The following is a 15,717-nucleotide window of genomic DNA, read 5'->3' on the forward strand; positions in this document are numbered from 1 at the left end:
CATTATCGCCCGCCCCGATGCACCCGCCCCTCCCCACCCGGCGTGCTGTGCAGGGCAGGCCCGGCGCCGATAGGGTGGGAACCGTGACGGAACTGGGCAGACACAAACTGGGCAAACACAGCGCCACCAACCTGAGCCCCGAGCTCGATGACTACGAGCTGGCCGCCGAACTGGTCCGCGAGGCCGGGCAGCTGGCACTGCTGATGCGGCAGGGCGGCCTTGACGCCCAGCGCAAGACCTCCATCTCCGACGTCGTCACCGCCGCGGACCACGCCGCGGAAGCGTACGTCCTCGAGCAACTGCGGCGCTGCCGCCCCGACGACGGCGTCCTGGGTGAGGAAGGCGCCGCGGTGCATGGCAGCAGCGGCCGGACCTGGGTCATCGATCCGGTGGACGGCACCTACAACTTCCTGCAGGGGTCCACGTACTGGTGCTCAGCCATCGCGCTCAAGGACGAGTCCGATGTGCTCCTCGGCGCCATATTCCAGCCCGAGGAGGACAAGCTCTGGATCGGCGGCAAGCAGCGCGCCACCACCCTCAACGGCGACCCCGTCACCACCTACCGCGAGGACGGAACCAACCGCAACGCCGTCGACATTTCCCACCTCGGCGCCGCCACGTACATCCATCCGCGCTGGCTCTCCGACCCGATGTGCGCCATGCCGTGGCACGCCGCCGCCGTCTCCGCCGCGACGCTGCGGATGCTCGGATCCGGCTCCTGCGACCTGGGGCGCGTCGCTGACGGGCAGCTCGGCTGCTGGTTCCAGCACAGTTGCCCCGAATGGGACTGGCTGCCCGGAAAAGCGATCGTGACGGCCGCCGGCGGCATGGCCGGCACCGTCCGCGTCAACGGCCTGGAATGGTTCATGGCGGGAGGAACGACGGCGGTGCACCAGTTGCGTGCCGCCCTCGAGTCCGGCTCGGTCGACTAGGTTTCCGCCGGCTGCGCATTTTTGGGTGGCCTGCTTTGCCGGCCCGCCGCCTGAGTTATCCACAGGGCGGCTTCGGGTGTCAGTCCCACCGCCTAGACTTGTAGTCACCATGGATATGTTGTTTGACCCCTACGCTGACGGTCCGTTCAAGGCTGGTTCCCACGCCGGTGCCATCACAAAGTCGCGCCCCGAAACAGGGCTGATGACACCCGCATTCGGCGCCGGCCCGGGCGAACCCGCGGGCCACCCTGCAGCCGGCCAGGCAGACGAACATGCAGGGGAGCACGCCCGGCACCAGTTCCCGGACGCCGGGGCGCTGCTGGCAGGCCTGAACCCGCAGCAGGAAGAAGCGGTCAAACATTCCGGCAGCGCACTGCTGATCGTGGCCGGCGCCGGCTCGGGAAAAACCCGTGTGCTCAGTAACCGGATCGCCTACCTCATCGCCACCAAGCGCGCCCACCACGGCGAGATCCTGGCCATCACGTTCACCAACAAGGCCGCCGCGGAAATGCGTGAACGCATCGAGGCCCTCGTGGGCGGCCGGGCCAAAGCCATGTGGATCTCCACGTTCCACTCGTCCTGCGTCCGGATCCTGCGGCGCGAGGCCGCCAATGTCGGGCTGAAATCCAACTTCTCCATCTATGACTCCGCCGATTCCCTGCGGCTGATCACACTGGTGGCCAAGAACCTGGACCTGGACCCCAAGAAGTTCGCACCCAAGGCCATCCAGCACAAGATTTCCGCGCTCAAGAACGAGCTCATCGACGCCGATTCCTTCGCCTCCGCTGCCAACCACAGTGACCCGTTCGAAAGCGCCGTGGCGGATGTCTTCAAGGGGTACACACAGCGGCTGCGCCAGGCCAACGCGATGGACTTTGATGACCTGATCGCCGAGACCGTGTACATGTTCCGGGCTTTCCCGGCGCTCGCCGATTCTTACCGGCGCCGGTTCCGGCATGTCCTGGTGGACGAATACCAGGACACCAACCACGCGCAGTACGCCCTGGTCCGGGAGATCGTCGGCGAGGGGCCGGGAGCGGCGGAGCTGACCGTCGTCGGCGACTCCGACCAGTCCATCTACGCGTTCCGTGGCGCCGACATCCGCAACATCGTGGAGTTCGAGAACGACTACCCCGACGCGCACACCATCAAGCTGGAACAGAATTACCGCTCCACCCAGAACATCCTGAGCGCGGCCAACTCCGTCATCTCCCGGAACCCCAACCGCCCCGAGAAGAGGCTGTGGACCGCGGAGGGCGAAGGCCACAAGATCATCGGCTACGTGGGCGAAAACGAGCACGACGAAGCCCAGTTCATCGCCAAGGAAATCGACCGGCTCCAGGACGAGGACAACCTCCGCCCCGGCGACGTCGCCATCTTCTACCGCACCAACGCGCAGTCGCGTTCCATTGAGGACGTCCTGGTGCGCGTGGGCCTGCCGTACAAGGTGGTGGGCGGCACCCGGTTCTACGAGCGCAAGGAAATCAAGGACGCCCTGGCTTACCTGCGCGTGCTGGTCAACGCGGACGACGACGTCAACCTCCGCCGCGTCCTCAACGAACCCAAGCGCGGCATCGGGGACCGGGCCGAGGGTGCCGTGGCCGCGCTGGCAGAGCGGGAACGCATCTCGTTCATGGCCGCTGCCCGCCGCGCCGACCAGGCACCCGGCATGGCCACCCGCTCCGTCAACGCCGTGCTCGGCTTCGTCAAGCTCCTGGACGACCTCGCTGAGGTGGCCGCAGGCTCGGGCGCCGCGGCTGCGCTTGAGGCCGTGCTGGAACAGACCGGTTACCTCGCCACACTGCGCTCCAGTACCGATCCGCAGGACGAGTCCCGGGTGGAAAACCTCGCCGAGCTCGTCGCCGTCGTGCGTGAATACGAGCAGGAGAACCCCGAAGGCTCCCTCGAGGCGTTCCTGGAACAGGTATCGCTGGTGGCCGACGCTGACCAGATTCCGGACGCCCCCGGCGCAGACATCGACGCCGCGGTGGCCGAGGCGAAGCGGCTGGGCGTGGTCACGCTCATGACGCTGCACACGGCCAAAGGCCTCGAATTTCCGGTGGTGTTCCTTACCGGCATGGAGCACGGGCTCTTTCCGCACCAGCGCTCCGCCACGGACCCCAAGGAACTGGCAGAGGAGCGCCGGCTTGCCTACGTGGGACTGACACGCGCCCGGAAACGGCTGTACGTCACGCGGTCCGAGGTCCGCAACATGTGGGGGCAGAGCCAGTACAACCCGGCCAGCCAGTTCCTGGAGGAAATTCCCTCCGAGCTGGTCGAATGGAAGCGCGAGGGCACCAGCCGGCAGGTTGGGGGCTGGGGGAGCGGGGCGTCCATCGGGTCGAACCGGTACAGCGGATCCTTCTGGGGCGCGGGAACGGCCCGGGGCAACAGGGCTGATTCCTCCGCAGGGTTCAACGCCGACGTCCCTGCCGCCGTCGCGAAAAACCGCGTGCAGCCGCAGAAGGAAGTCATTGCGGTCAGCGTGGGGGACAAGGTCAACCACACCAGCTTCGGCAACGGCACGGTGCTCGCCGTCGAAGGCGCCGGGGACAAGACCGTGGCCAAGGTGAAGTTCGATGTCGGCGAGAAGCGGCTGCTGCTCCGGTACGCGCCGCTGACCAAGATCGACGCCTGAGCGTGCCGGTGCGGCGCCCCGAACGCGTTGCCGCCGGCCTGGCACGATTCTCCCCGGCGGCCCGGTTCTCCCCGGCGGCCCGGTTCTCCCCGGCGGCCCGGTTCTCCGCGGCGGCCCGGGTCGCCGTGGCCCTGGTCTCCACGGCCCTGGCCGGGTGTTCCGTGACCGTCGCGGATCCTGAGTACACGCCGCCGCCACCGCTGCCGGCCCTCGAACAGCTGAAACAGGCGCCGCTCACTGACCCCGCCGACTTCGCTGCGGGGGAGGACGTGCTGGCGTTTGTCACCGCGGACCGGAACCTGGTGTGCGCCCTGACGTCTGCCCGCGGGCCACACCTGAACCTGCCCTACGAAGCCAACAACTTCGGCGATCCTGACAACGCGAAACTGGCAACTGTGCCCGTGGCGCACTGCCAGCTCGCCGTATATCCCGCTCCGGCGGCCGCCGACGTCACCGACGACTGCTCGGGGACCGGGCTGGGTTACCTGGGCGGCGCCGCGCTCCTGACGCCTGACCGGGCCCGGTACGGCGAATGCAGGTCGGGCGTAACGCAGATGGAGGCCGAGTACGGGCCGAAGGGGAGGCCCGGCGGGCCCATCTCAAAGCTGCCCGTCCTGCCCGAGGGCGGCAACCTCGAACGCAACGGCTTGCGGTGCTCCGCGTACCGTTCCGGGGTAGCGTGCGGAAACGTCTCAGCGGGCGTCGGTTTCTTCCTCAGCCGGGATCATTACGAACTCATCCCGGCGAAGGGTAAAAACGCCCAAACGGCGCCCGCCAAGGCCCCAAAAACCCCGTAATCCCGCGGTTTTTCTACGGTCCATAGAATAGTGTCGTTACTCACAGAACAGGTAGTCTGGAACCGGCCGGTCCCTCCAAAGGACTAAAGTTCCGAGAGGAGCATTACGCCGCGTGGCTCGTTTCCGGACCTGCCGCAGGGCGCATAAATTCCGCAGCCCGGTCCCCACCCTTGGGTGTTGTCCGGCTGTACAGAAACTACTTCGACGTAGAAGGACACTAAACCGTGGACCTGTTTGAATATCAGGCGCGCGATATGTTCGAAGCGCACGGTGTACCCGTGCTCGCCGGCATCGTGGCGCACACTCCTGAAGAAGCAAAGGCAGCTGCCGAGAACATCGGCGGCGTAACTGTCGTCAAGGCACAGGTTAAGGTCGGTGGCCGCGGCAAGGCCGGCGGCGTCAAGGTCGCCAAGTCCGCCGATGAGGCACTTGAGCACGCCACCAACATCCTGGGCATGGACATCAAGGGCCACACCGTCAACAAGGTGATGATCGCTCAGGGTGCGGACATCGCCGAGGAATACTACTTCTCCGTCCTGCTGGACCGGGCCAACCGCAACTACCTGGCCATGTGCTCGGTTGAAGGCGGCATGGAGATCGAGCAGCTCGCCGTTGAGCGGCCCGAGGCCCTGGCCAAGGTTGCCATTGACCCCGCCGTGGGCATCGACCAGGCCAAGGCCGACGAAATCGTCGCTGCCGCCGGCTTCGCTGAGGAACTGCGCGGCAAGGTCGCCGGCGTCATTCTGAAGCTCTGGGACGTCTTCAAGAAGGAAGACGCCACCCTCGTGGAGGTTAACCCGCTGGTCAAGACCGGCGCGGGCGAGATCGTTGCCCTCGACGGCAAGGTCTCGCTGGACGAGAACGCGGAATTCCGTCACCCGAAGCACGTCCAGCTCGAGGACAAGGAATCCGCAGATCCGCTCGAGGCCAAGGCCAAGGCGCAGGACCTGAACTACGTCAAGCTGGACGGTGAAGTCGGCATCATCGGTAACGGTGCAGGCCTCGTCATGTCCACCCTGGACGTCGTCGCCTACGCCGGTGAGAAGCACGGCAACGTCAAGCCCGCCAACTTCCTGGACATCGGCGGCGGAGCCTCCGCCGAGGTTATGGCCGCAGGCCTGGACGTCATCCTGGGTGACGAGCAGGTCAAGTCCGTGTTCGTCAACGTCTTCGGCGGCATCACCGCCTGTGACGCTGTTGCCAAGGGCATCGTGGGCGCGCTGGCCGAGCTGGGCCACTCCGCCAACAAGCCGCTGGTCGTCCGCCTCGACGGCAACAACGTCGAAGAAGGCCGCCGCATCCTCGCCGAGGCCAACCACCCGCTGGTTACCCTGGCCGCCACCATGGACGAGGGCGCCGATAAGGCCGCCGAGCTCGCCAACGCCCGCTGATCGAGCCGGTCGAGATCTAGGAAAGAAAACATGTCTATTTATCTGAACAAGGACTCCAAGGTCATCGTCCAGGGCATCACGGGCGGCGAGGGCACCAAGCACACCGCCCTCATGCTCAAGGCCGGCACCAACATCGTGGGCGGCGTCAACGCCCGCAAGGCCGGTACCACGGTCCTGCACGGCGATAACGAGATCACCGTTTTCGGCACCGTCAAGGAAGCCATGGCGGAGACCGGCGCCGACGTCTCCATCGTCTTCGTGCCGCCGGCATTCACCAAGGCCGCCGTGGTCGAGGCCATCGAGGCCGGCATCGGCCTGGTCGTCGTCATCACCGAAGGCGTGCCGGTCCAGGACTCCGCCGAGTTCTGGGCACTGGCACAGGCCACGGTCGACGCCGACGGCAACCAGGTCACCCGCATCATCGGACCGAACTGCCCCGGCATCATCACCCCGGGCGAGGCCCTCGTGGGCATCACCCCGGCGAACATCACCGGCAAGGGTCCCATCGGACTGGTGTCCAAGTCCGGCACGCTGACCTACCAGATGATGTACGAACTGCGCGACCTCGGCTTCTCCACCGCCATCGGCATCGGTGGTGACCCGATCATCGGCACCACGCACATCGACGCCCTGGCTGCGTTCGAGGCCGACCCCGAGACCAAGGCCATCGTGATGATCGGCGAAATCGGTGGCGACGCCGAAGAGCGTGCCGCCGACTTCATCAAGGCCAACGTCACCAAGCCGGTCGTCGGCTACGTGGCCGGCTTCACGGCTCCGGAAGGCAAGACCATGGGCCACGCCGGTGCCATCGTCTCCGGTTCCGCCGGTACCGCCCAGGCTAAGAAGGAAGCCCTCGAGGCTGCAGGCGTGAAGGTCGGCAAGACGCCGTCCGAGACCGCCCGCCTGCTGCGCGAGGTCTTCGCAGCCCTCTAGGCCGCACCTCAGCCAACGCGGGGTCACTCCCAGCCCAATCCACCCCCCGGATCGGGCAACGAGTGACCCCGCGTTTCTGTTTAACTGTTGCGCCCGGACGGTTTGAGGTCTAGCGTGTGGCTGCAGCCAGGAAGGACCGATCATGAGCAACGCACTCCAGTTCACCGTCCCGGACAATGTCCCCTTCATTGACTGGCAGCGGGAATTCGATTTTCCGGCGGCGGAGGTGTTCCGCGCCCACAAGGAGCCCGGGCTGTTTGCCCAGTGGCTGGGCCCGCGCGGCACCAACGTGGATATTGACCATTATGACTACCGTTCCGGAGGAAGCTATCTGTACAACCACGCCGGCACCGATGGCGTGACGCACGCCGCCAACGGGTTCTTCCACACGGTCCGGGAGAATGAGTTCACCGTCCAGACGTTCGAATTCAGCGGGTTTCCGGATGTTGTGATGATCGAGTTCACGAACTTCGAGGACCTCGGCGGTGGCCGCTCCCGCCTCCGTGGCCATCTGGTATGCCCCACTGTCGAGGCCCGCGGCGGCATGGCCCCGCAGGAGATGGAAAGCGGCATGCGTGACAGCTACGAGCGCCTTGAGGAGATACTCGCCAAGTAGGGCCGACAGTCAAAGAACATTACGACGGCGGCCGGTGACCTTCAGTTCGAAGGTCACCGGCCGCCGTCGTCCGTCTTAACACCCAACTGACTGGCAGTAGATGTCGTTTTGAGGGCTGAAAACGACAACTACTGCGAGCTGGTTGGGCAGGGGGCGAGGCAGGCCCTTGCGCGACGATTCAGGTTTGATAGTATGTCAGGACAAACTATCAAAGGAGATACAATGCCGCTCGTGCGAATCGACGTCCACTCGGGACGCAGCCATGATGAACTCAACCTCTTGAGCAGGGGCATCCATGACGCGATCCTGGCTGAATACGGCATCCCGGAGCGCGACTACTTCCACATCGTTACCGAACACGGCGCGGGGCAGATTGTGGCCCAGGACGCCGGGCTGGGCTTCGAGCGGACGCGCGACGTCGTCATGATCCAGATCTTCACGCAGGGCGGGCGGAGCCAGGGGGCGAAGCAGAGCCTTTTCGCTGCCGTCGCTGAAAAATTGGGGGCCCTGGGCGTTGCCGGCGAGGACGTTTTCATTGGCTACGTCGAGAACACCGCGGGCGACTGGTCCTTCGGTTTTGGCCGCGCGCAGTACGTCACCGGAGAGCTTGCCGTTCCGAAGAAATAGGGGCGGAATAACCCCCGCGCCAGGCGTCTTTTGCCGTGCTGCGAGAGATGCGCTGGAGTGCCGGCGCTTGTTGTAAATATGTCAGTACAAACCTTTGACAGGACATAAATTCTAGGGCACAGTAGTTCTTGTGGCCCCGCTCACGGGGCCGCGGAACGGGGCTCTGGCCGTTCGGCTGCTTAGAGGTTGAGATCCAAAAGAAAGGTCCACGATTACCGTGACCCACGAACTGCTCACGATCGGGCGAATCAGCGTTGATATCTACCCGAACGACATCGGGGTGGGGCTGGAGGATGTGACGTCCTTCGGCAAGTACCTTGGCGGCTCCCCGTCCAACGTTGCTGTTGCCGCTGCCCGCCACGGCCGCCGCACCGGCGTTATCACCCGCACCGGCGATGACCCGTTCGGTACCTACCTGCACCGCGAACTGGAGAAGTTCGGCGTGGACGATTCCTTCGTCTCCCCGGTCCAGGGCCTGCAGACGCCGGCCACGTTCTGCGCCATCATGCCCGAGACCCATGAGTTCCCGCTGTATTTCTACGGCCGGTTCCCGACGGCGCCGGACCTGCAGATCAAAGCCGACGAGCTGGACACCGACGCCATCCGCAACGCAGGGATTTTCTGGTCCACGGTGACCGGCCTGTGCCAGGAGCCCAGCCGCGAGGCGCACATCAAGGCCCACGAGGCACGGCCCCGCACCGGCCTGACCGAAGGCCAGCACACCATCCTGGACCTCGACTACCGCCCGATGTTCTGGGCTTCGGAGGAGGAAGCCCGGGAGCAGGTGGCCCGGATCCTGCCGCACGTTACCGTCGCGATCGGCAACGACCAGGAATGCTCCGTGGCCGTTGGCCCGGGCACCCCTGATGAGCAGGCCGACCGGTTGCTGGACGCCGGCGTTGAAATCGCCGTCGTGAAGCTCGGCCCGGAAGGCGTGATGGCCAAGACCCGTACCGAACGCGTCGTGTCCGCGCCGGTTCCGGTGGAGACGGTCAACGGCCTGGGCGCCGGCGACTCCTTCGGCGGCGCCTTCGTGCACGGCCTGCTCTCCGGCTGGCCGCTGGCCCAGGTCCTGGACTACGCCAACGCCGCCGGCGCCATTGTCGCCTCCCGGCTGTCCTGCGCGGATGCCATGCCGACGCCGGCGGAGGTCACCTCGCTGCTGGCTGAGCGCGGACGCCTCGTTCCCGATGCTGCTGTTCCCGGCCAGGATTCCAGTGCACTTACCCCTGAAGGAGCGGCCCTGTGAGCCTCCACCCCGGCACCGCGACGATCGCGGTGGATGACGACCCCCGCCGCTACGAGCACCTGAGCACGATCCGGCTCGAAGACCCTTCCGCTGTGGCACGTGCCGCGAAGGCCCGCCGCCGCCACTCCGGCCTGAAGTACGGCCGGCAGAACTTCATCGTCGCGGCCGACCACCCGGCCCGCGGCGCCCTCGCCGTCGGTAACGACCCGGTGGCGATGGCGGACCGCCGCCAGCTCCTGGACCGGCTGCAGATCGCCCTGGCCAACCCGGCCGTGGACGGCATCCTCGCGTCCCCGGACATCATGGACGACCTGCTGCTGCTGGGCGCCCTTGACGGCAAGCTGGTGTTCGGATCGATGAACCGCGGCGGCCTGGCCGGGCTGGTCAACGAGTTCGATGACCGTTTCACCGGCCACACCGCTGCCGCCCTGGAGGAACTGGGCGCGGACGGCGGCAAGATGCTGACCCGCATCTGCCTCGGCGACCCGGACACCGTCGTGACCCTCGAGGCGACCGCGAAGGCCATTGATTCTTTGGCCGAGCGGAAGCTCATCGCCATGGTGGAGCCGTTCCTGTCCGTCCGGGAGAACGGCCGGGTCCGCAACGACCTGTCCACGGACGCGGTGATCAAGTCCGTCGGCATCGCCGAGGGCCTGGGGTCCACCAGCGCCTATACGTGGATGAAGCTGCCGGTCGTGGATCAGATGGAACGCGTCATGGCCGCGACCACGATGCCTACGGTGCTGCTGGGCGGAGACCCGGCCGGCACGCAGGACGAGGTGTTCGCGACCTGGGGAGCGGCGCTGGCGCTGCCGGGCGTGCAGGGCCTCACGGTCGGCCGCACGCTGCTCTACCCGGCCGACGGTGACGTTGCCGGGGCTGTGGCAGCGGCCGCTTCGCTCCTCCACCACACCACTGAAGTATCGGAGTAAACGATGGGAACTGGAACCCGCCGGATGACCGTGGCGCAGGCAGTGGTCGAGTATCTTTCCAAGCAGTACACCGTTGATTCCGTGGGTGGGGTTGATTTCCGTGAGCGGCTGATCCCTGGCACGTTCGGTATTTTCGGTCACGGCAACGTGGCCGGTGTGGGCCAGGCCCTGAAGCAGTACCAGGCAGCCGATCCGCGGATCATGCCGTACTACCAGGGCCGGAACGAACAGGCCCAGGTGCACCAGGCCGTCGGGTACGCCCGGCACACCCGCCGCCGGCAGACCTACGCGGTCAGCACCTCGATCGGCCCGGGTTCTTCGAACCTGCTCACCGGTGCCGCGCTGGCCACCACGAACCGCCTGCCGGTCCTGCTGCTCCCGTCGGACACCTTCGCGACCCGCGCCGCGGACCCGGTCCTGCAGCAGCTCGAGCAGCCCTACGCCTACGACCTGACGGTCAATGACGCGTTCCGGCCGCTGTCGAAGTTCTTCGACCGGGTCACCCGGCCGGAGCAGCTGTTCTCCGCGTTCCACCACGGCCTGCGGGTCCTGACCGACCCGGCCGAAACCGGCGCGGTGACCATCTCCCTGCCGCAGGACGTCCAGGCCGAAGCCTTCGACATCCCCGAGGAGTTCCTCGCCGAGCGTGAGTGGCGGATCCGCCGCCCCGAAGCCGACGATGCGGACATCGCCCGCGCCGCCGCAGCCATCCGGGCCGCGAAGCGCCCGCTGATCATCGCCGGCGGCGGTGTCCTCTACGCCTACGCCAACGAGGAACTGGCCAGGTTCGCCGAACTGACCGGCATCCCGGTCGGCAACACCCAGGCCGGCGTCGGCGTCCTGCCCTGGGATCACAAGTACTCCCTCGGCGCGATCGGCTCCACCGGCACGACGGCGGCCAACGCCCTCGCGGCCGAAGCGGACCTGATCATCGGCATCGGCACCCGCTACGAGGACTTCACCACCGCCTCCCGGACCGCGTTCCAGAACCCGGACCTGAAATTCATCAACATCAACGTCGCCCCGATCGATGCGTACAAGCACGGCACGCACCTGCCGATCGTCGCCGACGCCCGCAAGGCCCTGGTCAAGCTCAACCAGGCCCTGGGGGGCTACCGCGTCGGCGCCGACCTCGAAGAAAAGGTCGCGGCCGAGAAGAAGCGTTGGGACGCTACCGTGGAGGAGGCCTTCGACACCCGGTACACGCCCCTGCCGGCGCAGAACGAGATCATCGGCGCCACCAACCGGGCTATGGACGCCCAGGACGTGGTGATCTGCGCCGCCGGGTCCCTCCCGGGTGACCTGCACAAGATGTGGCGCGTCCGTGACCCGTTCGGGTACCACGTCGAATACGCCTACTCCTGCATGGGCTACGAAATTCCGGGCGGCTTGGGCGTCAAGCGTGCCGCTATCGCCGAAGCCAAAGCAGGCGGTGAGAAGCGCGACGTCGTTGTCATGGTGGGGGACGGCTCCTACCTGATGATGCACACCGAACTGGTCACCGCCGTCGCCGAACGGATCAAGCTGATCGTGGTCCTGATCCAGAACCACGGCTACGCCTCCATCGGCTCGCTCTCGGAGATGCTCGGCTCCCAGCGTTTCGGCACCCAGTACCGGGCCCTGGACGAGGAACACCACTCCTTCGACGATGGCGAGCGGCTCCCGGTGGACCTGGCCCTGAACGCCGAATCCCTCGGCGTGAAGGTCATCCGGATCGAACCCGGTGAGAAGGCCATCGCCGAACTCGAACAGGCCATCCGCGACGCCAAGGCCGCCCCGGAAAACGGCGGCCCGATCGTGATCCACGTCGAATCCGACCCGCTGCTGGACGCACCGTCCTCCGAATCCTGGTGGGACGTGCCCGTCTCCGAAGTCTCGGAGTTGGAGTCCACCCAGCAGGCCTACAAGACCTACACAGACCACAAGAACCGCCAGCGCAAACTGCTCGGCTGAATCCCCCAACGCTTCACGACCAGCTACAGACCAAAGGAAGTCATTACATGTCAACGACGACCGTTACCACCACCATCAACCACTTCATCAACGGTGCCGAGACCGCCGGCGAGGGCGACCGCACCACCCCGGTCTACAACCCGGCCACCGGCCAGGTCAGCGCGGAGTTGCGCCTGGCCAACCGGGCAGACCTGGACACCACCGTCGCCGCCGCCCGTGCCGCTGCCGATTCCTGGGGTGATATTTCCCTGGCCAAGCGCACCGCCGTGCTGTTCAAGTTCCGCGAACTCGTCGCCGAGCACGTCGACGAACTCGCCCAGCTGATCACCGCCGAGCACGGCAAGGTCCTTTCCGACGCCAAGGGCGAGATCGGCCGCGGCCTGGAGGTCATCGAATTCGCGTGCGGCATCCCGTCCCTGCTGAAGGGTGACTACTCGGACCAGGTCTCCACCGGCATCGATGTCTTCTCCTTCCGCGAGCCCCTCGGCGTGGTTGCCGGCATCACGCCGTTCAACTTCCCGGTCATGGTGCCGCTGTGGATGGCGCCGATGGCGATCGCCACGGGCAACGCGTTCATCCTCAAGCCCTCCGAACGCGACCCCTCCGCGTCCCTGCTGCTCGCGAAGCTGTGGAAGGACGCCGGCCTGCCGGACGGGGTGTTCCAGGTCCTGCACGGCGACAAGGAAACCGTCGACGGCCTCCTGACCCACCCGGACGTGGACGGGATCTCCTTCGTCGGCTCCACCCCGATCGCGAAGTACGTCCACGAGACCGCCACCAAGCATGGCAAGCGCGTCCAGGCCCTGGGCGGGGCGAAGAACCACGCCATCGTGCTGCCCGACGCCGACCTGGACAACGCCGCCGACCACCTGGCCGCCGCCGCGTTCGGCTCGGCCGGGGAACGGTGCATGGCGATCTCCGTCGCCGTCGCCGTCGGGGACGCCGCGGACCTGCTGGTCAAGAAGGTCGAAGAACGCGCCACCGCGGTCAAGGTCAACAACGGCACCGTCCCCGGTGCGGAGATGGGCCCGGTCATCACCCCGGCCTCCAAGGAACGCATCGTCAAGATCGTCACCGAAGCCGAAGCCGCAGGCGCTGCCATGGTCGTGGACGGCCGCGACCTCGTCATCCCCGGCCACGAGGAGGGCTTCTGGGTCGGGCCCACCGTCCTGGATCACGTCAAGACCGAAATGAGCGCCTACACCGAGGAGATCTTCGGACCCGTCCTCGTCGTCGTCCGCGTCGACACCCTCGAAGACGGCATCCGCCTGATCAACTCCAACCCCTACGGCAACGGCACCGCGATCTTCACCTCCTCCGGCGCCGCCGCCCGGAAGTTCCAGCGCTCCGTCACCGTCGGCATGATCGGCATCAACGTCCCCCTCCCGGTCCCGGTCGCGTACCACTCCTTCGGAGGCTGGAAGGCCTCGCTCTTCGGCGACAAGCACATCTACGGCCCCGAAGGCGTTTCCTTCTACACCCGCGGCAAGGTCGTCACCTCCCGCTGGCCCGAACCCACCCACGCCTCCGGCGCCTCCTACAACTTCCCCTCCAACTAATCCCCACCACCGTCGATTGCTCCGTAAACGCCGTTTTGAGCGTCCAAAACGGCACCTACGGAGCAATCGACGCAAAGGAACAGACAAATGACTGAGAACAAGCTGATCATCGGCACCGCGCCCGACTCCTGGGGTGTCTGGTTCCCGGATGACCCCAAGCAGACCCCCTGGGAGCGCTTCCTGGACGAGGTGGCCGAATCCGGCTACAAGTGGATCGAGCTGGGCCCCTACGGCTACCTGCCCACCGACCCCGCACGTCTGGCCGAAGAACTGAAGCAGCGTGACCTGCAGGTCTGTGCCGGAACGGTCTTCACCGCTTTCCACCGCGGCCTGGACCAGTGGGAGACGGCCTGGGAGCCGGCCCGCAAGGTGGCGGAACTGACTGCAGCCATGGGCGGCGAGCACATCGTGGTCATCCCGGCCATGTGGCGTGACGACGTCACCGGCGAGGCCGTGGAGAGCGGCACGCTCAGCGACAAGGCATGGAGCGACCTGTTCGCCGGCCACAACCGCCTCGGCAAGACGCTGCTCGAGGACTTCGGCCTCAAGCAGCAGTTCCACTCCCACGCCGACTCGCACGTCGGAGCGCAGGAAGACATCGAAACCCTGCTGGGTGCGACCGACCCGCAGTACCTCAACCTGTGCCTCGACACCGGACACGCTGAATACTGCGGCGCCTCCAGCCTGGAGCTCATCAAGAACTACCCGGACCGGATCGGCTACCTGCACCTGAAGCAGATCAACCCGGACGTCCTGAAGAAGGTCAACGAGGAAAACATGACCTGGGCAGCGGCGAACCTGGCCGGCGTCATGACGGAACCGCCCAACGGCCTGCCGGACCTGCGTGCGGTCATCGAGGCCGTCGAGGGCCTGAACCGGCCGATCTTCGGCATCGTGGAGCAGGACATGTACCCGGTGGCCTTCGACGTCCCGATGCCCATCGCCAAGCGGACCCGCAACTACCTGCTGTCCTGCGGCTCCCGCACTGCGGTCAACTGACAAAGCGGTCGACCAGCAACACCCGATCCGTCCGAACTAAAGGAAGAACAATGACTGAAACCCTTCGCGTCGCCGTCATCGGCGCCGGCCGCATGGGCGCGGACCACATCCAGCGCCTCAGCAAGCGCATCCACGGCGCTGAAGTTGCCGCCGTCGTCGATGTTGACCTCGCCCGCGCCCAGGCCGCCATCGAGGGAATCCCCGGGGCTGTTGCCCTGGCAGACGCCGAAGAGGCACTGAACAATGGCGACGTCAACGCCGTCCTCATTGCCACCCCGGGCTTCCTGCACGAGGAAATCCTGCTCAAGGCCATCGCCAAGGACATTCCGATCCTTTGTGAGAAGCCGCTGACGCCGGACGCGGAGTCGTCCTGGAAGATCGTCCAGGCCGAGGAGCAGCTGGGCCGCAAGCGCATCCAGGTTGGCTTCATGCGCCGCTTCGACGCTGAATACGCCGCCCTCGGTTCGGTCATCCGCAACGGTGAGCTCGGCGAGCTGCTGATGCTGCACCACCAACACCGGAACCCGAGCACCCCGGCGGGCTTCACCAACGAGATGCTCATCAACGATTCCGTGGTCCACGAGTTCGACGCCATCCGCTTCTTCACCGGCGAGGAGATCACCTCCGTCCAGGTCCGCCTCGGCAAGGCCACGAAGAACGCCCCGGCCGGCCAGCACGACCCACAGCACGTCCTGATCGAAACCGAGTCCGGTGTCCTGGCCGACGTAGAAATCTACGTGAACGCGAAGTTCGGCTACGAAGTGGCCACGCAGGCGTCCTTCGAGGACGGCATCGTGAGCATCGGCGGCGACAGCGGCCCGTACCTGCGCAGCAATGGCCGCTGGGGCGGCAAGGTCACGCCCGGCTTCGAGGAGCGTTTCGGCGCCGCTTACGACGTCGAAATCCAGGCCTGGGTGGACGCCGCCCTCCGCGGTGAAATCGGCGGACCCAGCGCCTGGGACGGCTACGCCACGGCGGCCTGCTGCGAAGCGGGCGTGGAAGCCCAGAAGAACGGCGAGAAGGTCGCCGTGAAGCTGAACGCCAAGCCTGCCCTCTACAGCTAGCACCGCACCTGGAGTTTTTGTCCAGAT

At 66.3% G+C, this 15,717-nt stretch carries 13 protein-coding genes; all 13 read left to right on the plus strand.

The window, feature by feature from the left end; translation table 11 throughout:
* Positions 1 to 83: 83 nt before the first annotated feature.
* Positions 84 to 932 (plus strand): inositol monophosphatase family protein, encoded by an 849-nt coding sequence (locus ACFTR6_RS07130; RefSeq protein ID WP_377957368.1) that lies wholly within the window; start codon positions 84 to 86, stop codon positions 930 to 932.
* A gap of 109 nt (positions 933 to 1,041) precedes the next feature.
* Positions 1,042 to 3,570 carry a DNA helicase PcrA gene (pcrA, locus tag ACFTR6_RS07135; protein WP_377957369.1) on the plus strand — a complete coding sequence of 843 codons (2,529 nt, stop codon included), beginning with the start codon at positions 1,042 to 1,044 and terminating at the stop codon, positions 3,568 to 3,570.
* 125 nt (positions 3,571 to 3,695) lie between these two features.
* A complete protein-coding gene (locus tag ACFTR6_RS07140; protein WP_377957487.1) occupies positions 3,696 to 4,367 on the plus strand; it encodes a hypothetical protein in 672 nt (223 codons plus the stop codon).
* 224 nt (positions 4,368 to 4,591) lie between these two features.
* Complete coding sequence (gene sucC, locus ACFTR6_RS07145; RefSeq protein WP_076798716.1) at positions 4,592 to 5,758, plus strand: ADP-forming succinate--CoA ligase subunit beta; 1,167 nt, start codon at positions 4,592 to 4,594, stop codon at positions 5,756 to 5,758.
* Between the two features lie 30 nt (positions 5,759 to 5,788).
* On the plus strand, positions 5,789 to 6,691 hold the full coding sequence (gene sucD, locus ACFTR6_RS07150; protein WP_076798715.1) for a succinate--CoA ligase subunit alpha: 903 nt from the start codon (positions 5,789 to 5,791) through the stop codon (positions 6,689 to 6,691).
* 142 nt (positions 6,692 to 6,833) lie between these two features.
* Positions 6,834 to 7,307: an SRPBCC domain-containing protein gene (locus ACFTR6_RS07155; RefSeq protein ID WP_377957370.1), complete on the plus strand. Its 474-nt coding sequence runs from the start codon at positions 6,834 to 6,836 to the stop codon at positions 7,305 to 7,307.
* A gap of 222 nt (positions 7,308 to 7,529) precedes the next feature.
* Entirely contained in the window at positions 7,530 to 7,934 is a 405-nt protein-coding gene (locus tag ACFTR6_RS07160; RefSeq protein ID WP_377957371.1) for a tautomerase family protein, read from the plus strand.
* 217 nt (positions 7,935 to 8,151) lie between these two features.
* On the plus strand, positions 8,152 to 9,183 hold the full coding sequence (gene iolC, locus ACFTR6_RS07165; RefSeq protein ID WP_377957372.1) for a 5-dehydro-2-deoxygluconokinase: 1,032 nt from the start codon (positions 8,152 to 8,154) through the stop codon (positions 9,181 to 9,183).
* Between the two features lie 23 nt (positions 9,184 to 9,206).
* The gene (locus ACFTR6_RS07170) at positions 9,207 to 10,115 is read left to right on the plus strand and encodes a deoxyribose-phosphate aldolase (protein ID WP_377957488.1); all 909 of its coding nucleotides are present in this window, start codon (positions 9,207 to 9,209) and stop codon (positions 10,113 to 10,115) included.
* A gap of 3 nt (positions 10,116 to 10,118) precedes the next feature.
* The gene (gene iolD / locus ACFTR6_RS07175; RefSeq protein ID WP_377957373.1) at positions 10,119 to 12,068 is read left to right on the plus strand and encodes a 3D-(3,5/4)-trihydroxycyclohexane-1,2-dione acylhydrolase (decyclizing); all 1,950 of its coding nucleotides are present in this window, start codon (positions 10,119 to 10,121) and stop codon (positions 12,066 to 12,068) included.
* Between the two features lie 47 nt (positions 12,069 to 12,115).
* A complete protein-coding gene (locus ACFTR6_RS07180; RefSeq protein WP_377957374.1) occupies positions 12,116 to 13,627 on the plus strand; it encodes a CoA-acylating methylmalonate-semialdehyde dehydrogenase in 1,512 nt (503 codons plus the stop codon).
* An 87-nt stretch (positions 13,628 to 13,714) separates the two neighbouring features.
* Positions 13,715 to 14,626, plus strand: a complete 912-nt coding sequence (locus ACFTR6_RS07185; protein WP_377957375.1) for a sugar phosphate isomerase/epimerase family protein — start codon at positions 13,715 to 13,717, stop codon at positions 14,624 to 14,626.
* A gap of 50 nt (positions 14,627 to 14,676) precedes the next feature.
* Complete coding sequence (locus tag ACFTR6_RS07190) at positions 14,677 to 15,690, plus strand: Gfo/Idh/MocA family protein (RefSeq protein WP_087872175.1); 1,014 nt, start codon at positions 14,677 to 14,679, stop codon at positions 15,688 to 15,690.
* Positions 15,691 to 15,717: the final 27 nt, after the last annotated feature.

The organism is Arthrobacter sp. NPDC057009 (assembly GCF_042673905.1).
Taxonomy (GTDB): Bacteria; Actinomycetota; Actinomycetes; order Actinomycetales; family Micrococcaceae; genus Arthrobacter.

What these genes read in the sequence shown, in the direction of transcription:
- pcrA (WP_377957369.1), top strand. Translation starts at nt 1,042, where the DNA reads ATGGATATGTTGTTTGACCCCTACGCTGACGGTCCGTTCAAGGCTGGT.
- sucD (WP_076798715.1), top strand. Translation starts at nt 5,789, where the DNA reads ATGTCTATTTATCTGAACAAGGACTCCAAGGTCATCGTCCAGGGCATC.
- ACFTR6_RS07155 (WP_377957370.1), top strand. Translation starts at nt 6,834, where the DNA reads ATGAGCAACGCACTCCAGTTCACCGTCCCGGACAATGTCCCCTTCATT.
- ACFTR6_RS07160 (WP_377957371.1), top strand. Translation starts at nt 7,530, where the DNA reads ATGCCGCTCGTGCGAATCGACGTCCACTCGGGACGCAGCCATGATGAA.
- iolD (WP_377957373.1), top strand. Translation starts at nt 10,119, where the DNA reads ATGGGAACTGGAACCCGCCGGATGACCGTGGCGCAGGCAGTGGTCGAG.
- ACFTR6_RS07180 (WP_377957374.1), top strand. Translation starts at nt 12,116, where the DNA reads ATGTCAACGACGACCGTTACCACCACCATCAACCACTTCATCAACGGT.
- ACFTR6_RS07185 (WP_377957375.1), top strand. Translation starts at nt 13,715, where the DNA reads ATGACTGAGAACAAGCTGATCATCGGCACCGCGCCCGACTCCTGGGGT.
- ACFTR6_RS07190 (WP_087872175.1), top strand. Translation starts at nt 14,677, where the DNA reads ATGACTGAAACCCTTCGCGTCGCCGTCATCGGCGCCGGCCGCATGGGC.